Source organism: Bradyrhizobium sp. Pha-3 (assembly GCF_042258325.1).
In the GTDB taxonomy this organism is placed as follows: domain Bacteria; phylum Pseudomonadota; class Alphaproteobacteria; order Rhizobiales; family Xanthobacteraceae; genus Bradyrhizobium; species Bradyrhizobium elkanii.
In genome coordinates, this window is the sequence record NZ_CP170151.1 from 5,840,266 (window position 1) to 5,859,716 (window position 19,451).

Genomic DNA, 19,451 nt, shown 5'->3' on the forward strand with positions numbered 1-19,451 from the left:
CCACTCGGTCCCCGGATTGCGCTTTGCTCCATCCGGGCTACGAGCTGGTGCCATTGCCCCGCGACAACGCGGCGGGTTACGCTACGCTGCGCCACCCACCAAAGCTCACAAGAAACGGACGCTCCCCATGCCCATCGTCAATCGCGTTGCCGCCCTCTCGGATGAAATGGCCGCCTGGCGCCATGACTTCCATGAGAATCCTGAACTGCTCTACGAAGTCCACCGCACAGCCGGCATCGTCGCCGAGAAGCTGCGCGAGTTCGGCTGCGACGAGGTGGTGACGGGGATCGGGCGCACCGGCGTGGTCGGCGTGATCCGCGGGCGCAAGTCCACTTCGGGAAAGACCATCGGCCTGCGCGCCGACATGGACGCGCTGCCGATCGCGGAGGCCTCGGGCGTCGCCTATGCCTCGAAGATTCCCGGCAAGATGCACGCCTGCGGCCATGACGGCCACACCGCGATGCTGCTCGGCGCCGCCAAATATCTCACCGAGACGCGCAATTTCGACGGCACCGCGGTCGTGATCTTCCAGCCCGCCGAGGAAGGCGGCGCCGGCGGCAAGGCGATGGTCGACGACGGGCTGATGACCCGCTGGGGCATCCAAGAGGTCTACGGCCTGCACAACATGCCGGGGCTGCCCGAGGGTTACTTCGCAACGACGCCGGGGCCGATGCTGGCCTCGTCGGACACGTTGAAGATCGTCGTGCACGGCAAGGGCGGCCACGCCGGCGCCGCCCCGCACGAGGCGGTCGACAGCGTGCTGATCGGTGCCCAGATCATCAATGCGCTGCAGTCGATCGTATCGCGCAATGTCGACCCGCTGAAATCGGCGGTCATCTCGATCACCATGTTCGAGGCCGGCACCGCGTTCAACGTGATCCCGGAGACCGTGACGCTGGGCGGCACCGTGCGCACGCTGGATCCCGGAGTCCGCGACCTGGTCGAGCGCCGGATCGGCGAGGTCGCCTCCAGCATCGCCAAGGCCTATGGCGGCTCGGCCGAGACGGATTATGGACGCATGTATCCGGTGACGTTGAACCACGCGCGCGAGGCCGGCGTCGCCGCCGAGGTCGCCCGCGACGTGGTCGGCGCCGACCGCGTCAACGACAATCTGGTGCCGGTGATGGGCGCCGAGGATTTCGCGTTCATGCTGGAAGCGCGCCCCGGCGCGTTCGTCTTCCTCGGCATGGGTGACGGTCCGATGTGCCACCACCCCGCCTACAAGTTCAACGACAACATCCTCGGGCACGGCGCCTCCTACTGGGTGCGCCTGGTCGAGAAGCAGATGCCGGCGGGCTAGCGCCGCTCATGCAGCCACGGCCCGGTCGCTCACTTCGCGACCGGGCCGCCGCCTATCACAAGCGCGGCTGCTGTTGCGTCACGCAGTGGATGCCGCCGCCACCGGCGGCGATGCCATCGATGTTGAGCTGGATGATTTCCCGGTCCGGGTACAGTTCGCGCAGCTTGTCGCGCGCGTTGCGGTCCGCCGCCGGGTCACCGAATTCCGGCGCGATCACGGCACCGTTGCAGACATAGAAATTGATGTAGCCGGCGGCGAAGTCCTTGCTGCTGTGCGTCGGACGCACCGTCGACGGGCCCTGCAACACCACGACATCCAGGCGCCGGCCCCTCGCATCAACAGCGCCGCGCAACAAATCGAGGTGTCGTTTGGTCACCGCATGATCGAAGGACGACGGGTCTGGTTCCAGGCCGGCTACGACAACGCCGGGACTGACAAATCGCGCGTAGAAGTCGGTATGTCCGTCGGTGATGTCCTTGCCGGCGATGCCGGGCAGCCAGATGATCTTGTCCAGTCCGAGCAGGCGAGACAATTCGTCTTCGCATTTTGCCTTGGAGACGTCGGGATTGCGATTTGGGTTGAGGACGCAGCTCTCGGTGATGATGGCCGTCCCCTCACCGTCGACCTCGATTCCGCCGCCTTCCAGCACCAGATCGGCCTTCACGAAGATTGCCTGCGCGGCTCCGGCCAGATGCTCTGCAACCCTGGCATCGCGTGCATATAGATGCTGCTTGCGTGCATACGGTTGCGGCTTGTTGCCCCAGCCGTTGAAATTGAAACCGATGGCGCCGAGCTGCCCGGCAGGATTGGTCACAAAGACCGGTCCCGTGTCGCGCAGCCACACATCATCGAGCGGTTGAACGACGAGGCTGACCGAGGGACCGCACAGCCGCGCGGCGATGTCGTAGTCCTCCTCGCGCACGAGCATCTTCACCGGCTCATAGACCGCGATTGCCTTGGCAACGCTGGCGAGATTATTTCTGATGACGGGAAGGAGCTTCATGCCCCAGAGCTCCACGTCGGCGCCAAAGGCCATCCAGGTGGCGGCATGCGAGGCGCCCTCGTCCGGCATGCGCCAGTTCGTTTGATGTCGTGCAGAATCGTTCATGAGCATTCGAACCGCGATGGCCGCCCCCGTTCGTCACAGGGTAACGCAGGTGTCCCCGCGCGGGCGACCATTTTGGAACGCACAGAGCCGGCCGCCCACGCCTAGCGGGCGGGGTCGACCTCGCTTGTCCCCACCATCCGCGCGGCGACACGGTCGCGCTTGACGAAGTGGTGGAAGGCGACCGCGGCGAGGTGCAGCACGATCAGCGCCAGCAAGACATAGGCGAAGAAGATGTGGCGATCCTCAAAGGCATCCGCCGCCGCCTTGTCGGGCGAGGTGATCTGGGGAACGTGAAACAGGCCGAAGAAATCAGAATAATCCTGAGCGCGGGCGCCGGAATGCGCCCACCCAAGCATCGCCACCAGGATGGTGACGGCATAGAGCGCGCCGTGGCTGACGCGGGCGGCGATCCGCTGCCAGGCGGGCGTGTTGGCCGGCAGCGCAGGCGTCGGGTTAAGGCCGCGCCAGACCAGCCGCAGTACGGTGAGCAGCAGCACCAGGTAGCCGATATCGGCGTGGATCGAGCGGTAGAAGAACTTGTCCGCCCGCGCCGGGACGTGGTTCATCCACCAGCCATAGGCCAGCATGCCGATGATGGCGATGCCGAGCCCCCAGTGGAACGCGCGGGCGAGCGAGCCCCAGCTCGCGGCGGTATTGCGGATCATGTCGCGTGGCCCCCTTGCGGCCGCATTTTTGGATTTCACACGTCGCAGCAATAGTTTGCCGTGATACTTGCAGCTATCGGTCAAGGCCATGTGAAATTCCCGGCTTCACCGCCTTTTGTCGGCCGAAGCGGCCGGATAGCCAAAAACAACTGAATGGTAACCCTGCTTCGGATAGAGTTTTCGCGTGTCCACTCCCCCGACCATCCTTGTGTTCGATTCCGGCCTCGGCGGCCTCACCGTGCTGCGCGAGATCGTCCGCGCCCGGCCCGACGCGCATTACATCTATGTCGCCGACGACGCCTTTTTCCCCTATGGCCACCACGGCGAGGACGAGATCATCGCCCGTGTGGTGCCGCTGGTCGGTGAGCTGATCGCGGCCCACGCGCCCGACCTTGTCGTGATCGCCTGCAACACGGCATCCACCCTGGTCATGTCGCATCTGCGCGACGCCTATCCTTTGCCCTTCGTCGGCACCGTGCCGGCGATCAAGCCGGCCTGCGCCTCGTCGAAGACGAAGCGCGTGTCGGTGCTCGGCACAAAGGGCACCGTGAAGCGCGAATATACCCGCAAGCTGATCTCCGACTTTGCGCAGGGCTGCGAGGTGACGCTGGTCGGCTCCGGCGAGCTCGCCTCGCTGGCGGAGGCCGCCCTCAGCGGCGAGAGCGTGCGCGACGAGGACATCGCGGCCGAGCTCGCGCCCTGCTTCGTCGGCGATGGCGCCCACGACCCTGCCCGCACCGACACCGTCGTGCTCGCCTGCACGCATTATCCGCTGCTGCTGGAACGCCTCAGGAGGCTCGCACCCTGGCCGGTCGACTGGATCGATCCGGCGCCGGCGATCGCACGCCGCGTCGCCGACCTGCTCGGCCCGGCCGGCCACGAGAGCGACCAGGCCGGCGCCGAGATGATCTTCACCTCGAAGCGCCCGCACGCGCTGACGGAAGCCTTGACGCCATTCTTCGGCGGCCGCGTCCCGGCCTGATCCTTTTCGCCGTCACAACGCGCTGCTAGCCTCTGCTCTCCTTCGAGGGAGGATCCGAATTTGACCGCAGCCCCGCTGACGCCGCTCAATCGCCTGCGCAAGCAGTGGCGCGACAAGCGCCCGACCTTCGGCGCGATCGCGACCATTCCGAGCATCCAGACCGTGCAGATCATGGCGCAGTCGCTGGACTGGATCATCGTCGATCTCGAGCACGGCCCGATCGATCTCGGCACCGCCCATGCGATGATCGTGGCGACCTCTGGTACGCCCTGCGTGCCGATGGTGCGGATCGCCGCCAACGAACCGCATCTCGCCAAGGCACCGATGGACATCGGCGCGCTCGGCATCAATTTTCCGATGATCTGCGACGCAAGCGATGCGGTGAAGGCGGTGCGCAGCGTGCGCTATCCGCCGAAGGGCGACCGGCTCTGGGGACCGTTCCATGCGCCGTTCCGCTGGGGCGTCTCGATGAACGACTACATGGCGACCGCCGACGACGACATGATTTGCATGATCACGATCGAGCATGTCGATGCGGTGAACCGCATCGACGAGATCATGGCGACACCGGGCATTGACCTCGCGGTGATTGGCCCCGGCGATCTCGCCACCTCGATCAACAAGCGCGGTCTGCCCGACGATCCCGAAGTGGTCGCGCTGATGCAGCGCGCCGAACAAGGCATCATGAAGAGCGGCGTGCCGATCGGCGGCGTCGCACGCACCGCCGAGCAGGCCAATGCGATGATCGAGCGCGGTTACCTCGCGCTCGCGCTTGGCTTCGACTGGTCGCTGTTCCAGCGCGGCATTGCGGCTGCGTTCGCGGGGATCAAGCGGTAGACGTCAAACGCGGCCGCGCGGCGCTCCGCTCGTTCACAGCTGCCGGCGAGCAGGTTCCCATCACGTCGAGAAGGAACCGCGGCGCAACTTCCGGCATCGCGCCTGCGACGGAGTGAACGGTGCGTGTCACCATTGCCGGGACAACTCGTTCGCCTGAGTAGCTCATGAATATGCGGCGCAAACCCGCGCTGTTGGATGAACGGACTAATCCCAACGTCGCAAGTGCACATCACACATCGCCCGCTTTCCGCCGCGATTCCGCGCTGCTAGAGTTTTGCGGGTTGGGAGGAAAATGCATGTTCAGGAAATTACTGCTTGGTCTCACCGTGATTGCCCTTGCCGGTGCCGGCGCTGCCTTTGCGCAGCAGAGCGGCATCAAGCGGACGCCGCTGCAGAAGGTCGATTTTCCGCCGGGCTACAACACGGTCACCGCGATCGCCGAGGTTCCGGCTGGGGGTGCGTCGGGGCGTCACACCCATCCCGGCGCTGAAACCGGCTATGTGCTCGAAGGCGAACTCGAACTTCTGATCGACGGCAAGCCGCCGTTGAAGCTGAAGGCGGGCGATTCCTACCAGATCCCGGAAGGCGCGGTGCACGACGCCAAGACGTCCGGCGACAAGCCGCTCAAGGTGCTCGGCGTCTACGTGGTCAAGGCCGGCGAGCCGTTGGCAAAACCAGCGCCGTGAGCAAAACCTCTTGGTCTTCGGCCAGTTGGTTCATCCGAGCTTCAGGTGCGGCGAGCAACCATTTGAGCTCGCCGGCCTTTGATTTTTGCCTGTTTGCTAGGGAACTGAACCGAACGGATGCGCGGTAAATTTCGTCAGATTTCATTGCCGCGCCGTCTCGTCGCCGATCTGATGCATGCATCGGCCGGCGTGCCGCTGGTTTCCCTGAAGCGCACCCTGAACGTCCGTGCAATCGTCGAGGCCCGTGCACGTGCGGCGCAGGCACCCGGCTGGGCCGCCATCTTCGTCAAGGCATTCGCGCTGGTCGCCAGGACCGAGCCAACCCTGCGCACGCTGCACGTCAAGTGGCCGTGGCCTTGCCTCTACGAGCTGCCGCGCAGCGTCGGCATGGTGGCAATTGCGCGCGTTGAGAAGGGCGAGGACTGCGTGCTGTTCGAGCGCGTCTGTGCCGCCGACGAGATGCCGCTCACCGAGGTCGACGCGCTGATCCGCCGCGCCAAGACCGCGCCGTTGCACGAAATCCCCTCGTTCCGCAAAATACTCTGCGTGACGCGCCTGCCGCTTCCGCTGCGCCGCCTGGCGTGGGCGATCGGGATGAATTTTGGCCGGCAGCGCGCCAATTTCTGCGGCAGTTTTGGCGTGACCTCGGTCGCGGCCCATGGCCCCGGCGAGTTGCACGCGCTGAGCCCGGGGCCATTCCTGTTGAGCTATGGCGTGATCAGGCCGGACCACACTGTCGACGTGGTGCTGCGCTGGGACCATCTGGTCTGCGACGCCGCCCTGATCGCGCAGACCTTGACCCGCCTCGAGCAGGTGCTGGGCGGCGAAATCGCCGCAGAACTGGGCGCGGGCCGCCCGCAAGCCGATGCCCGGCTGGTCCGGGCGGCCGGAAGCCGCCTCTGACGGGCGAAATTGGCCAATTTCGACGCCGATTCGGCCCAAAATGCCCTGCGTTTTGTTTGACAGAACCGGACTTTCTCCTTAAGACCACCCTTGCTCGCGGGCCGGTTTCGGCCCGCGATGCGTTTCGCGACCCGTGGTCCTCCCCGAGCTTTCGAGGCGGACCTGTCGGTACAGGCCTTTTGGCCGGTACACAGGAGGGCGCGTCTCCTCAAACCTGAAACTGACAAACGCCGGCCGCTGGGTAGCGACGGCTATGCAAAAGAGGACGCGATGACAAAGCGCAGTGAGGCGAAGTACAAGATCGATCGCCGCATGGGCCAGAATATCTGGGGCCGCCCGAAGAGCCCCGTGAACCGCCGCGAATACGGCCCCGGCCAGCACGGCCAGCGCCGCAAGGGCAAGCTCTCCGACTTCGGCGTACAGCTCCGCGCCAAGCAGAAGCTCAAGGGCTACTACGCCAACATTTCCGAGCGCCAGTTCCACGGCATCTATGTCGAAGCCAGCCGCCTGAAGGGCGACACCGGCGAGAACCTGATCGGCCTCCTGGAGCGCCGTCTCGACACCGTGGTCTATCGCTCCAAGTTCGTCTCCACGATGTTCGCCGCGCGCCAGTTCATCAACCACGGCCACATCAAGGTGAACGGCCGCAAGGTCAACATCGGCAGCTACAAGCTGAAGGTCGGCGACCTCATCGAGGTCAAGGAATCCTCCAAGCAGCTGACCCCGGTGCTGGAAGCGGCCCAGCTCCCCGAGCGCGACGTGCCCGACTTCATCGAGGTCGATCACTCCAAGATGACCGCGAAGTTCGCGCGCACCCCCGGCCTCTCGGACGTGCCGTTCCCGGTGCAGATGGAGCCGCATCTGATCGTCGAATTCTATTCGCGCTGATCACTTCAGCATTGCGAGATCCGAAAGGCCCCGGTTTTGCCGGGGCCTTTTTGTTTGCCCACAAGACGACTATTATATCCGGGACTTGGAGATGGCTGCCTGTTGAGGTTTCTTGCCGATGACCCGGTTACTCGAACAGGCCTTCGAGACAGTTTCAAGCTTGCCTGACACAGAGCAGGACGAGCTCGCGCGCATCATGCTGCAGCTTGCCGGGGTCGACCAACCACCGCTCCAGCTCACGCCGGAAGAAGATGCCGATCTGACTGAAGCCGACGCCGAGATTGCACGCGGCGAGCTGGCAACGGCCGAGGAAGTCCGTGCGATGTGGGCAATGCACGGGCTGTGAACGTCCGTTACACGCGACGCGCTGTTGTTCAGATTGATCGGGCACTTTCCTATATCGAAACGCGATCGCCCCAGGGCGCGGTCCATGTGCGCGACCGCATCTTGGCACTTGTCACGCTGCTGCAAGAGCAGCCGCGTGCGGGGCGCCCGACAAGCCGCCCAGGCGTCCGCCGGCTTTCGGCGACCGTATCCCTATCTGATCGACTATCGCGTGACGCCAACCGAGATCATCATTATGCGGTTTCGTCACGCCGCCCGGAGGCCTATACGCTAAAGCATGATCCGGAAAAGCGCGAAGCGGTTTTCCGGATACGATCATGCTCAAACAAGAAGCCAGGGCGCGATGACGATCCATCTTATCTCATCGCGTTTCAGCAGCGAATCCGCCCTCAGTGCGGAGCGATGAGGAAAGCCATGCACTACACCCCTGCCCGGCCCGATCCCAAGGCCCCGCCCGTTCGCATCAACCTTCTGTCCGATACGCAGACCAGGCCGACGCCGGCGATGCGCGAGGCGATGGCGAAGGCGGAGGTCGGCGACGAGCAGGTCGGGGATGATCCGACCACTAACGAGCTCTGCGCCCGCGTCGCCGATCTGCTCGGCAAGGAAGCCGCCGTGTTCATGCCGTCGGGCACCATGTGCAACGTTGCGGCGACGCTGGCCTATTGCCGCCCCGGCGACGAGATTTTGGCGCATGCGACCGCGCATATCATTGCGCGCGAGGGCGGCGCCCATGCCGCGCTCGGCGGTTTCCAGATCACGCAGCTGCCGGGCGATGACGGCCAGTTCACGCCGGAGACCTTCCAGGCCGCGCTGCATCCGCGCACCCGCTACCAGCCGCCGCAGGTGCTCGTCAGCGTCGAGCAGACCGCCAATATCGGCGGCGGCACGATCTGGAAGAAGGCGGCGCTCGACGAGGTCGTGCGCATCGCCAAGGCCCACGGCCTTGTCACCCACATGGACGGCGCGCGGCTGCTCAATGCGACCGTCGCCTCCGGCATCTCGCCGCGCGACATGACGGCGGGCTGGGATTCCGCCTGGATCGATTTCTCCAAGGGCCTCGGCGCACCGATCGGCGGCGTAATCGCCGGCACCCGGGCGTTCATCGACGATGTCTGGCGCTGGAAGCAGCGGCTCGGCGGCTCGATGCGGCAGTCCGGCGTCTGCGCCGCGGCCTGCATCCATGCGCTCGATCACCATGTCGACCGCCTCGCCGACGACCACGCCAATGCGCGGGCGCTGGCCCGCGGCCTGTCGCAGATCAACGGCATCGCGGTGCAGGCGCCGGAGACCAACCTCGTGTTCTTCAAGCCCGACGGCGCCGGGGTATCAGGCGACAAGATGGTCGCCGAGCTGCGCAAGCGCGGCGTGACACTGGCGATGATGGACGGCCGGATCAGGGCCTGCACGCATCTCGACGTCACCGCAGCGATGATCGAGGAAGCGGTCGGGCACGTCAGGGACATCGTGCGCGCGGCGTAACTCCCGTAGCCCGGATGGAGCTCCAGGAAATCCGGGCTGCCAAACTACGGCAGCCGCTTTCCGACGTGGTCAGTTCCGTCCTGGTGAAGGGTCACTTGCATTGCCGCGTTCTGGCCGTCCGTGTCGAATGACAGCACGGCATCGACGACTTTGAAAAAGAACTCGTGATCGCTGGTGGCGAAGATTTCGCGCCGCTCCTGCCCTGTCGCCTCGCTGAACAGGCGATTGCCGTCCCTCGTGACGCGGATCGAAAATTCCGGCGAGAACCGATAGGTCCCGACCAGACGGTCCAGCGTCTGCGGGCTCACTGCGATGAACTTCCCGACCTTGGCCTGGCGATCCGGCCAGCGGTACTCGGCCGCGATGCTGCGCAGGATCTCGTCGACGAGGATCCGACCACCCCAGCCGTTGGTCATCACGACGGCGCCATCGCCATTCTCGAAAATGACCATGGTATCGATGAAGCCCTCGTTCACCCCGTTGTGCCAGAATTGCCGGTTCGGCGCCGAGCCGCGAACCAGCCAGCCCAGCCCGCGTCGTCCGATCCCAGGAGGTAGCCCGTCGGCACTGCCGAGAACCGGCGAGAGCATCTCGGCCGTCATCGATTGCGACAGAACGGGATTGCTCCGACCGGCCAACGAATCCAGCACGCCGAGCAAGAGATGGGCGAGATCGGCCGGCGTTGTCCATAATCCCGCGGCGGCCAGTTCGGGATAGACATGCGGGCCACCAGGCACCGGCGCTCCGTCTGACCGGTACGGTGTGGCGGCCATCGTCAAACGATCCGCAGGCAATGGCTGCGCGAAGCTGGAATGCGTCATCCCGAAAGGCTTGAGGACGACATCGTCGAGCAGCGCAGGAAACGGCCGCCCCGTCACGTCGACGAGCAGTTGCTGAACGATCGTGTAGCCGCTGCCGGAATATTGATCCTGCTTGCCGGGTTCGCGCTCGACCCGGACAGGCGCGCTGTTCGCAGGCGGCGTGCCATCGAGAATCTGGCGAAGCGAGGGGACCGGCTGGCCGGCCTGATAGCCCGGATAGTAGGGCACGTTCGTCCCGGCCGTGTGGCTCAGCAACCGCCGAACTGTCGCCCGGGACTGGGAATACGGATAGTCCGGAATCTTCCAGCTCTTCAGCGCAGCGTTGACGTCCGCATCGAGATCGAGCTTGCCGGCCTGGGCCAGCGCCAGAGCGGCGATGGCGGTCACCGGCTTGCTGATCGAGGCCGCCTGAAACAGCGTTTCTGGCACCACGGGCGGTCCGCCGACGGCGGCTGAGCCAAAGCCGCGCGCCCATTCGATGGCGCCGCCGTGAATCACCGCGACGCTGACACCGGGAACGTGCAGCTCGTTCATGCGGTCGGCAAGCGTCATTGGCGCATCGCCGTCGACGACGATCGCCGTCCTCAAGCCGTTCAGGACGTGGTCGATCCGCTGCATGACGTCGGCATCACCGAGGCGGCGAGGTTCTTCGGCCAGAACAGGCCCGCACGCAGTCATGGCGGCAGATGTGACGGCCACCAGGATGAGCTTGCGGAGAGTGAATGTCATCGCCTGCATGACCACCTCCACGCGCCACGTCTAGCGTCCCATCGCCTGGTAGATCAGCGTCTTCAGCTCCTGCTGGATCCGGCCGCGCTGCGACGGCGTCTGCACCATGAAGATGCCGAACAGATCGTCCGCGGGATCGATGAAGAAGAAGGTGCCTCCGACACCGTCCCAGCGATACTCGCCCAACGGCCAGTCGGTGCTCGGCGGCACCGAGGTGCGGACCGCGAAACCGAGGCCGAAGCCGGAGTTCGGACCAGGATAGTAGTTCTGGTCGCGCACGACGCCGGTCTCCGGACCGATATGGTCAGACGCCATCAGCGCGATGGTCTCCGGCTTCAGATAGCGCCTGCCTTCATAGCTGCCGCCATTCAGCAGCATCTGCGAGAAGCGCGCATAGTCGCCGATGGTGCCGACCATGCCGCCGCCGCCGGATTCCCATCGCAGCGGCTTGCGCGGATTACGGACGTCGGCGACCGGACTGATGGTGCGATCCTTCGGCATCGGCTCGGCGATCAGCGGCCATTTCGCCCGGTCAGCGACATAGAACGCGGTCTCGTTCATCCCGAGCGGGCCGAGCAGCCGCTCCTTCTCGACCTGAAACAGCGACTTGCCTGTTATCACCTCGATGATGCGGCCGAGCACGTCGGTGGAATGGCCGTAGTCCCATTGCGCACCGGGTTGTTCGGCGAGCGGCAATGCCGCAAGCCGCGCCACGAATTCGGCATTGTCGGGATCGTTGTCGAACAGGCCGGCATCGGCGTAGGTCTTGTTCACGAGACCACCGCCGTAATAGCCATAAGGCAGGCCGGCGGTGTGGCGCATCAGGTCTTCGATGGTGATGGCGCGCCTCAGCGGCTCCAGCGTCATCGCCATCTTGCCCTCATCGCCGCGCTTTTCCACCCCGACCTTCATGTCGGCAAAGGCCGGGATATATTTCGACACCGGATCGCCGAGGGCGAGCTTGCCTTCCTCGATCAGCATCATCGCGATGACCGTGGTGATCGGCTTCGACATCGAATAGAGGCGGAAGATGGTATCCGCGCTCATCGAGTACTCGGTGGCGACGTCGCGAACCCCGAACTTCTCGTAATAGACCGGCTTGCCATGCTGCTGCAGCAGCAGGATCGCGCCCGGGATCTTTCCGGTCGCGACCTCGTTCCGGACATAGTCGGAGACCTTGGCGAGGCCTTCCGCCGAGAAGCTGTGCGCGGCCGGCCCCGCGGAGCCGGCCTTCGCAACCGTTGCGACCAACGCGAACGCGAGTGACGCGACGAACGCGCGGCCCCCACGCATGCAAGCGCATGAGCCGATCCGCCTGAATCGGATCATGCCGTCATTCCCTTCTTTTCAACGCGTTGCTTCACGCGAACCGGTATCCACTTCGCTCGAAAACGCTCTAGTTTTCCATGGCTTCATAAACGAGCTGCTTCAGCGTCCGCTGGATGCGCTGACGCTCGGTCGGCGTCTGCTCCAGCAGGACGAAGAAGAAGTCCTGCTTGCGGTCGATGACATAATAGCAGCCGCTGGCGCCGTCCCATTTCAGCTCGCCGAGATCGCCGGGCGGCGGCGGCTTCGCAGTGCCGGGATCGGTGCGCACCGCGATGCCAAGCCCGAAGCCGAAGCCGTCGCCAGGGAAGTAGAAAAAGTCGCGCTCGACGCCGGAGCCCGGGCCGACACGGTCGGTCGTCAACTCCTTGAACGTTTCGGGCTTCAGAATGGTCTTGCCGTCGAGGGTGCCGCCGTTAAGCAGCATCTGCGCGAAGCGCGAATAATCCGCCATGGTCGAGACCATGCCGCCGCTGGCGGACTCCCACTTCTTGACCTTAGTCGGATCGTTGACCCGGCCGACCCGGAAGTCGCTATCGTTCGGCATCGGCTCGGCCATCATCTTCTGCTTCTCGGGATCGGTGACGAAGAAGCCGGTGTCCTTCATGCCGAGCGGGTCGAGCAGCCTTTCGCGCTCGATCGTCGAGAGCTTCTCGCCGGTGGTCAGCTCCATCACGCGCGCCAGAATGTCGGTGGAATGGCCGTATTGCCAGAGCGCGCCGGGCTGGTTGTGCAGCGGCAGCTTGGCGATCCGCTCGGCGAATTCGGCGAGATCGAAATCTCCGCCGTAGATATTGGCTTCCTTGTAGGCCTTGCGGACCAGGCTGTCGCCATAGAAGCCGTAAGTGATACCCGACGTATGCGTCATCAGATCGAGGATCGTGATCGGCCGCTTTGGCGGCACCAGCTCCAGCGTCTTGGTGCCGTCCTCGGCCTTCTTCTCGACGCCGACCTTCACGTTGGCAAAGGACGGGATGTATTTCGAGACGGGATCGTCGAGCTTGTATTTCCCTTCCTGCAGCAACTGCATCGACACCACGGCGGTGATCGACTTGGACATCGAGGCCAGGCGGAAAATGGTCTTGTCCGTGATCGGCACCTTGCTGACCACGTCCTGCACGCCGAAGGCCTCGTGATACACCGGCTTGCCGTGCTGCTGGATCAGCACGATGGCGCCGGGAATCTTCCCGGTCGCGACCTCGTTCTTGAGGAACTCGCTGATCCTGGCGAGCTTGGCGGGATTGAAATGCGCTCCCGCCGGAATCTCGTAGGTGCCCTCGGTGTGCGAAAACGCCGGCGCCGCCAGCACCACCGCTGCGGCTGCGGCGGCGCACGTCAAACGAAATGAATGCATTTGAACTATCCCTCCCCGGAAATCACGGGGAAGTGTAGCGGCGGTATCATCAGGCACAAGGGCTGCCAAAGGCCTCCAGGACCTCCTGATGAAGCTGACCGCTTTGGGGCGAGAAGCAGCAGAAGATCACCTGCATGAGGCCGGGTGCGGCGGCCAGGGCATCGACGACGGCCTTGACCGCGATGCCGGCGGCGCGGTCCGGCGGGAAGTGATAGACGCCGGTCGAGATGGCGGGAAATGCAATGGAGCCAAGCTGATTGACGTGGCCCAGCTCAATGCCGCGGCGATAGCAGGATGCGAGCAGCGCATCCTCGTTTTGGGTGCCGCCGTGCCAGATCGGGCCGACGGCGTGGATCACGTGCTTGGCCGGGAGCCGATAGCCTTTGGTGATCTTGGCGTCGCCGGTCTTGCAGCCGTGCAGGGTGCGGCACTCGGCGAGCAACTCGGGGCCCGCGGCACGATGGATCGCGCCGTCGACGCCGCCGCCACCGAGCAGCGATGAATTGGCCGCGTTGACGATGGCGTCAACGCGCAGGGTCGTGATGTCGGTAACGATGACTTCGAGCCGCGCCTTGCCGATCTGGCGCGCCGTCAAGGTCAGGCAGCCACGTCGACCGGGATGCCCTTGTCGGCAAACAGCTGCTGCAATTCGCCGGCCTGGAACATCTCGCGGATGATGTCGCAACCGCCGACGAACTCGCCCTTCACATAGAGCTGCGGAATCGTCGGCCAGTTCGAATAGACCTTGATGCCGTTGCGCAGTTCGGCGGACTCGAGAACGTTGAGGCCTTTGTAGCCGACGCCGATGTGGTCGAGGATCTGCACGACCTGACCGGAAAACCCGCACTGCGGGAATTGCGGCGTGCCCTTCATGAACAGCACGACGTCGTTCGACTTCACTTCGTTGTCGATGAATTGCTCGATGCTCATTTTCGCTTCCTTCGGGGGCGGCGCTCTCAGGCCTTGACGGGCCGGCCCGCCCTTCTAACCCGTGACTGACTATATATGTAGCTCAAACCATTGTGCATCCAAAGCAAAATGGCGGAAATCTGGCATGCGCCGGGGCACTGCGGGCGCCCAAAATAGGCCGGGATTATCTGACGGCCCCAATATCATCGCGGGGGGAGGCTTTTTTCCCGTAACGGAGCCCCTATCTAGGACGAACTGTCCGTCGGGAACCAGTTTGCCGAAGCAACGTTCTCTCCCTTGAATCGGAGACCCCTGTGACGAAACCAGCCTCTGCCGCGGCCGCCCTTCCCGCCGCCACCCCGTCACTGTCCTCCGAATCCGGGCCGCTCGCCCAGCGGCTCGTGGAGGCCTATCGCGCCGTCCGCGACGAGACCGAGCGCCGGGCCGCACCGCTGTCGCCCGAAGACCAGCTGATCCAGTCGATGCCGGATGCGAGCCCCGCCAAATGGCACCGCGCCCATACCACCTGGTTCTTCGAGCAGTTTCTGCTCGGCGAGCACGTCAAGGGCTACACGCCATTCCATCCGGACTACGCTTATCTGTTCAATTCCTATTACGTCAGCGCCGGTCCGCGGCACGCCCGTCACCAGCGCGGCCATTTGACCCGCCCGACCGCCGACGAAGTCACCGCCTACCGCCGCCATGTCGACGCCGAGGTGGTGAAATTCTTCCAGACTGCCGGAGCCGACGAGCTCGAGGCGCTGGTGCCGCTGGTCGAGGTCGGCCTCAATCACGAGCAGCAGCATCAGGAGCTCATGTACACCGACATCCTGCATGCCTTCGCGCAGAACCCGATCCCGCCGGCCTACGATCCGGCGTGGCGCTTCCCGGCATCGCATCACGGGCCTGAGGAATGGGTGGCGCTCAACGAAGGCATCCACACCGTCGGCCACGCCGACGACAGCTTCCATTTCGACAATGAGAAGCCCGCGCATCGCGCGCTGGTCGGCCCGGTCAAGCTCGCGAAGAATCTCGTCACCAATGCCGACTGGCTCGCCTTCATCAAGGACGGCGGCTATTCCACCGCCACGCTGTGGCTGATGGATGGCTTTGGCACCGTGAGCAACGAGGCCTGGCAGGCGCCCGGCCATTGGCGCGAGATCGACGGCGAATGGAGGATCATGACGCTCGGCGGCCTGCAGCCGATCGATCCGTCAGCGCCGGTTTGCCATGTCAGCTATTACGAGGCCGACGCCTTCGCCCGATGGGCCGGCAAGCACCTGCCGACCGAGATGGAATGGGAGGTCGCTGCGCGCGCCGGCCTGCTCAACGACGCCTACGGCATCGTCTGGCAATGGACCCGCAGCGCCTATTCGCCCTATCCGGGCTACCGCGCGATCGAAGGCGCGCTCGGTGAGTACAACGGCAAGTTCATGGTCAACCAGCTCGTGCTGCGCGGCTCGTCGCTGGCGACGCCCGCAGGTCACAGCCGTGTCACCTACCGCAACTTCTTCTATCCGCACCATCGCTGGCAATTCACGGGGTTACGCCTCGCCGACTATGCCTGATCAAGCACTGTCGACATCAATGGCGCGCCGGTGAGAGCGCGTTCGGGAGAGTATCATGAATGTGCATGCCGCCGCTTTGGCCAAAGCGTATCCGTTCGACGAAGCGACTTCGGCGTTCGCCGGCGACGTGATCGGCAATCTCGCCCGTCACCCGAAGCGGCTGTCGCCGAAATATTTCTACGACGCCACCGGCTCCGAGCTGTTCGAGCAGATCACGGTGCTGCCGGAATATTATCCGACGCGCACCGAGCTTGGCATCCTGCGCGACCGCGGCGACGAGATCGCCGCGATCATCCCTGACGGCGCGGCGCTGGTCGAGTTCGGCGCCGGCGCGACCACCAAGGTACGCCTGCTGCTCGAGCATTGCGAATTCGCAGCCTATGTGCCGGTCGATATCTCGGGCGATTTCCTCAAAGCCCAGGCCGACGGGTTGCGGAAGGATTTCCCCGGTCTTGGCATCTATCCGGTCGCGGCCGATTTCACCACGCCGTTCACGCTGCCCGAGGCCGTCGCCGCGATGCCGAAGGTCGGCTTCTTCCCCGGCTCGACGCTCGGCAATTTCGAACCGAGCGAGGCCTTGGCCTTCCTGCGCAGCGCACGCCAGATCCTCGGCCACGGCGCGCAGATGATCATCGGCGTCGACCTCGAGAAGGACGAGCGCGTGCTGTACGACGCCTATAACGACGCGGCCGGCGTCACCGCGCGGTTCAACCTCAATGTGCTGGTTCGCATCAACCGCGAGCTCGGCGGCAATTTCGACCTGTCGGGCTTCACGCACCGCTCGATCTACAACCGCGACCGCCATCGCATCGAGATGCACCTGATCAGCCGCAAGGCGCAGACCGTGCGCATCCTCGGCAATACCTTTGCGTTCCGTCCGGGCGAGAGCATTCACACCGAGAACAGCTACAAATACTCGCTCGAGCGTTTCACCGCGCTCGCCCGCAGCGGGGGCTGGACGGTGCGCGAGAGCTGGACCGACGCCAACACGATGTTCTCGGTGCACGCGCTGGTCGCTGACTAGCACCCAAACCGGGGGACGGGGCAAATCATGGGCAGGCGTCCGCTGCAGATCGCGACGGCGTTGCTCGCCCTGGTCCCGATCCTGACCGGCATCATCACCATGCTCGGCGTCAGCGATCCGCTCTACGCCTCCTCGGGCGTTCCGGCGCTGCCGGTGCTCGACAGCAATTTGCGCTTCTTCGGCGGGGTCTGGTTCGGTCTCGGGCTCGCACTGCTCTGGCTGGTGCCGCGCATCGAGAGCGAGGGCGTGCTGTTTCGGGTGGTCTGGGGCGGCATCTTCCTCGGCGGCATCGGCAGGCTGCTGTCGACGGTGATGGTCGGCTTGCCGCCGCTGCCCTTCGTGGGCTTCACCGCGCTCGAAGTGATCGGCGCACCGCTGTTCGTCTATTGGCAGCACCGCGTGGCTACGGCCGGCCGCAAGTAGCGGCGGCCGCTATTCCTCTTCCCCCGTCGACCGCAGCGAGATCGACTCCCACGCCGCGACCACGATCATGATCGCGGTGGTGACGATCGAGAGCACCAGCGGCGACATCTCGCGCGCGAAATAGGCCGTGATCGCCAGCGCGACGATGCCGACGCCGTGCGACAGCTGCAGGAAGTTGCGGATCACATATTTGAACAGGATGGTCCCGACCAGGAATAGCATGGGCCCGCCGACCGAGCTGACGATCGTGTTCAGGTCGGAATGGCCGGACGGGTGCTTCAGCACCAGTTCGTCGGCGACCGCGGTGAGGATGATGCCGCCGACGATCGGCATGTGCAGATAGGTATAGGCGATCCGCGCCACGCGGCCGGATTCCTCCGACTTGGAGATCATGTCCGAGCCGGCCTCGGCGCCCTTGTGGAAATAGATCCACCACATCGCGATGCTGCCGACCAGCGCCGAGATGAACGCGGCCATGTTCTCCGGCGTCCAGGTCAGCTCGGCAAAGGTCGCGCCGTCGACCACGATGGCCTCGCCGAGCGCAATGATGATGAAGCCGGCGCAGCGTTCGGCCATGTGGCCGCCCTCGACCGACCAGGCCTCGATCGAGGAAAAGCCGAGCCCAGGAGTCCAGAACCGCGCGGCCGGCGCGATATATTCGATGGTCAGCGCCGCGATCCAGAGCCACATCCGCGTCTCGTGCTCGGCGAAGCCGCCGAGAATCCACAGCACGGCCGAGCAGGAGAGCCAGGTCAGGATGCGGATGGCGTTGTGGCGCACCGCCGTCCGGCGCCGCGGCGTCGCCAGCAGCCAGAACGCGGTGCGGCCGACCTGCATTGCCGCATAGGTCCCGGCGAACCACAGCCCGCGGCCCTCGAAGGCGGTCGGTATGGAGGTCGACAGCAACAGCCCGCCCAGCATCAGCACGAACAGCAGCAGGCGGACCGGCGTCAGCTCGGGATTGAGCCAGTTGGTGACCCAGGTGGTGTAGACCCACACCCACCATACCGCGAGGAACAGCAGCGTGACCTGCACCGCGCCAAGCGGGGTGAAGTGGTGCAGCAGCGTATGCGACAGCTGCGTGACGGCGAAGACGAAGACGAGGTCGAAGAACAGCTCGGCATTGGTGACGCGGCTGTGCTGGTTCGGCACGATGACACGAAACATCGCGCCGCGCGGATTGTCTGCCATCGCTCGAGGCCCCCGCCCGCTGGCCGCCGGGGCCCTAGCCTTCCGGCACGCCGGTTTGCAGGGCCAGCGCGTGCAGCACGCCGCCCATCTGGCCCTTCAGCGACTGGTAGACGATCTGGTGCTGCTGGACGCGGGACTTGCCGCGGAAGGACTCGGAAATAACAGTGGCCGCGTAGTGGTCGCCGTCGCCGGCCAGATCGCGGATCGTCACCTCGGCATCGGGGATCGCTGCCTTGATCATCGATTCGATATCACGGGCGTCCATCGGCATCCCAGTCCACCTCCGTCAGGTCGTTCGAATCAGGCCGGCTCGGCCAGATAAACCTTAGGATAAAACCTAGTGCTTGGGGTCTTCTAGGTCATCCCGGGCACACTATATTCCCATTCCCAGCGATTTAAACCTGCATCAATCGGTCACAAGCCATCACGCCGAAATGACCAGAAGAGGCGCAGAATCATGAAGCTCCCCGGCCCCGATCATCCCATTACGATCACGCCCAATGCCAAGCGCGTCCGCGTCACCGCCGACGGCGTCGTGATCGCCGAGACCACCCATGCGCTGACCTTGAAGGAAGCGAGCTATCCGGCCGTGCAATACGTCCCTCGGCAGGACGCCAACATGGAGCTGTTGACCCGCACCGAGCGGACCACGCATTGCCCGTACAAGGGGGACGCGAGCTACTTCAGCATCAAGGCCAACGGCAAGACGCTGGACAACGCGATCTGGACCTATGAGGAGCCCTTCCCGGCTATGACCGAGATCGCCGGCCACCTCGCCTTCTATCCGGACAAGGTGAAGATCGAGGAGGTCGCCTAGGGGAATCGTCGCCTGCCGCAAGCGCCGGGCCCCGCCCGGCCTTTCGTCGCGCGCTGACCCAGCCTGCAAAACGGCAATGCCCGGGCGAGGCCC

At 64.7% G+C, this 19,451-nt stretch carries 21 protein-coding genes; 12 read left to right on the forward strand and 9 right to left on the reverse strand.

The annotated features are described in order from the left end of the window. The first annotated feature begins 127 nt into the window (after window positions 1-127). The gene (locus tag ACE10X_RS27765) at window positions 128-1,300 is read left to right on the forward strand and encodes a M20 aminoacylase family protein (RefSeq protein WP_137483388.1); all 1,173 of its coding nucleotides are present in this window, start codon (window positions 128-130) and stop codon (window positions 1,298-1,300) included. 55 nt (window positions 1,301-1,355) lie between these two features. On the opposite strand, the gene ACE10X_RS27770 is transcribed toward ACE10X_RS27765, so the two are convergent. Together ACE10X_RS27770 and ACE10X_RS27775 are read right to left on the reverse strand one after the other, a co-directional pair. Next, the gene (locus tag ACE10X_RS27770) at window positions 1,356-2,336 is read right to left on the reverse strand and encodes an agmatine/peptidylarginine deiminase (protein WP_375763135.1); all 981 of its coding nucleotides are present in this window, start codon (window positions 2,334-2,336) and stop codon (window positions 1,356-1,358) included. A 173-nt stretch (window positions 2,337-2,509) separates the two neighbouring features. After that, window positions 2,510-3,073: a cytochrome b gene (locus ACE10X_RS27775; protein ID WP_375763136.1), complete on the reverse strand. Its 564-nt coding sequence runs from the start codon at window positions 3,071-3,073 to the stop codon at window positions 2,510-2,512. Between the two features lie 184 nt (window positions 3,074-3,257). Here ACE10X_RS27775 and murI point away from each other — a divergent pair, with 184 nt between their 5' ends. From murI to ACE10X_RS27810, 7 genes are all read left to right on the forward strand, one after another. Further along, window positions 3,258-4,055 (forward strand): glutamate racemase, encoded by a 798-nt coding sequence (murI, locus tag ACE10X_RS27780; protein ID WP_375763137.1) that lies wholly within the window; start codon window positions 3,258-3,260, stop codon window positions 4,053-4,055. A gap of 60 nt (window positions 4,056-4,115) precedes the next feature. Beyond that, complete coding sequence (locus tag ACE10X_RS27785; RefSeq protein WP_038385911.1) at window positions 4,116-4,892, forward strand: HpcH/HpaI aldolase/citrate lyase family protein; 777 nt, start codon at window positions 4,116-4,118, stop codon at window positions 4,890-4,892. A gap of 296 nt (window positions 4,893-5,188) precedes the next feature. Beyond that, window positions 5,189-5,578 carry a cupin domain-containing protein gene (locus ACE10X_RS27790; protein ID WP_028339901.1) on the forward strand — a complete coding sequence of 130 codons (390 nt, stop codon included), beginning with the start codon at window positions 5,189-5,191 and terminating at the stop codon, window positions 5,576-5,578. A 117-nt stretch (window positions 5,579-5,695) separates the two neighbouring features. Further along, complete coding sequence (locus ACE10X_RS27795; RefSeq protein ID WP_038385913.1) at window positions 5,696-6,481, forward strand: hypothetical protein; 786 nt, start codon at window positions 5,696-5,698, stop codon at window positions 6,479-6,481. A 270-nt stretch (window positions 6,482-6,751) separates the two neighbouring features. Continuing rightward, complete coding sequence (gene rpsD, locus ACE10X_RS27800; protein WP_016843156.1) at window positions 6,752-7,369, forward strand: 30S ribosomal protein S4; 618 nt, start codon at window positions 6,752-6,754, stop codon at window positions 7,367-7,369. Between the two features lie 118 nt (window positions 7,370-7,487). Next, entirely contained in the window at window positions 7,488-7,715 is a 228-nt protein-coding gene (locus ACE10X_RS27805) for a hypothetical protein (protein WP_375763138.1), read from the forward strand. Between the two features lie 413 nt (window positions 7,716-8,128). After that, window positions 8,129-9,196 carry a low specificity L-threonine aldolase gene (locus ACE10X_RS27810; RefSeq protein ID WP_038385921.1) on the forward strand — a complete coding sequence of 356 codons (1,068 nt, stop codon included), beginning with the start codon at window positions 8,129-8,131 and terminating at the stop codon, window positions 9,194-9,196. Window positions 9,197-9,240: 44 nt separating this feature from the next. On the opposite strand, the gene ACE10X_RS27815 is transcribed toward ACE10X_RS27810, so the two are convergent. The 5 genes from ACE10X_RS27815 to grxD all read right to left on the reverse strand — a co-directional run bounded on the left by ACE10X_RS27815 (window position 9,241) and on the right by grxD (window position 14,356). Then, window positions 9,241-10,755: a serine hydrolase gene (locus ACE10X_RS27815; RefSeq protein ID WP_157788027.1), complete on the reverse strand. Its 1,515-nt coding sequence runs from the start codon at window positions 10,753-10,755 to the stop codon at window positions 9,241-9,243. Window positions 10,756-10,776: 21 nt separating this feature from the next. Further along, the gene (locus ACE10X_RS27820; protein ID WP_375764615.1) at window positions 10,777-12,039 is read right to left on the reverse strand and encodes a serine hydrolase domain-containing protein; all 1,263 of its coding nucleotides are present in this window, start codon (window positions 12,037-12,039) and stop codon (window positions 10,777-10,779) included. A gap of 103 nt (window positions 12,040-12,142) precedes the next feature. After that, window positions 12,143-13,426 carry a serine hydrolase domain-containing protein gene (locus ACE10X_RS27825; protein ID WP_375763139.1) on the reverse strand — a complete coding sequence of 428 codons (1,284 nt, stop codon included), beginning with the start codon at window positions 13,424-13,426 and terminating at the stop codon, window positions 12,143-12,145. Between the two features lie 49 nt (window positions 13,427-13,475). Continuing rightward, window positions 13,476-14,027 (reverse strand): O-acetyl-ADP-ribose deacetylase, encoded by a 552-nt coding sequence (locus ACE10X_RS27830; protein WP_375764616.1) that lies wholly within the window; start codon window positions 14,025-14,027, stop codon window positions 13,476-13,478. Then, window positions 14,024-14,356, reverse strand: a complete 333-nt coding sequence (gene grxD / locus ACE10X_RS27835) for a Grx4 family monothiol glutaredoxin (RefSeq protein WP_016843475.1) — start codon at window positions 14,354-14,356, stop codon at window positions 14,024-14,026. The genes ACE10X_RS27830 and grxD overlap by 4 nt, the downstream gene beginning before the upstream one ends. Before the next feature lie 293 nt (window positions 14,357-14,649). On the opposite strand from grxD, the gene egtB reads away from it, so the two are divergent. The 3 genes from egtB to ACE10X_RS27850 are packed head-to-tail and all read left to right on the forward strand — an operon-like array spanning window position 14,650 to window position 17,350. Further along, complete coding sequence (gene egtB, locus ACE10X_RS27840) at window positions 14,650-15,903, forward strand: ergothioneine biosynthesis protein EgtB (RefSeq protein WP_051003080.1); 1,254 nt, start codon at window positions 14,650-14,652, stop codon at window positions 15,901-15,903. Between the two features lie 55 nt (window positions 15,904-15,958). After that, complete coding sequence (gene egtD, locus ACE10X_RS27845; protein WP_038385917.1) at window positions 15,959-16,927, forward strand: L-histidine N(alpha)-methyltransferase; 969 nt, start codon at window positions 15,959-15,961, stop codon at window positions 16,925-16,927. 27 nt (window positions 16,928-16,954) lie between these two features. Further along, window positions 16,955-17,350, forward strand: a complete 396-nt coding sequence (locus tag ACE10X_RS27850) for a DUF4345 domain-containing protein (RefSeq protein WP_038385918.1) — start codon at window positions 16,955-16,957, stop codon at window positions 17,348-17,350. 9 nt (window positions 17,351-17,359) lie between these two features. Here the strand turns inward: ACE10X_RS27850 and ACE10X_RS27855 are convergent, their stop codons facing one another. Continuing rightward, complete coding sequence (locus ACE10X_RS27855) at window positions 17,360-18,541, reverse strand: low temperature requirement protein A (RefSeq protein WP_375763140.1); 1,182 nt, start codon at window positions 18,539-18,541, stop codon at window positions 17,360-17,362. A gap of 34 nt (window positions 18,542-18,575) precedes the next feature. Beyond that, a complete protein-coding gene (locus ACE10X_RS27860; protein ID WP_016843470.1) occupies window positions 18,576-18,812 on the reverse strand; it encodes a BolA family protein in 237 nt (78 codons plus the stop codon). Window positions 18,813-18,998: 186 nt separating this feature from the next. On the opposite strand from ACE10X_RS27860, the gene ACE10X_RS27865 reads away from it, so the two are divergent. Further along, the gene (locus ACE10X_RS27865) at window positions 18,999-19,358 is read left to right on the forward strand and encodes a DUF427 domain-containing protein (RefSeq protein WP_016843469.1); all 360 of its coding nucleotides are present in this window, start codon (window positions 18,999-19,001) and stop codon (window positions 19,356-19,358) included. The last annotated feature ends 93 nt before the right edge of the window (window positions 19,359-19,451 follow it).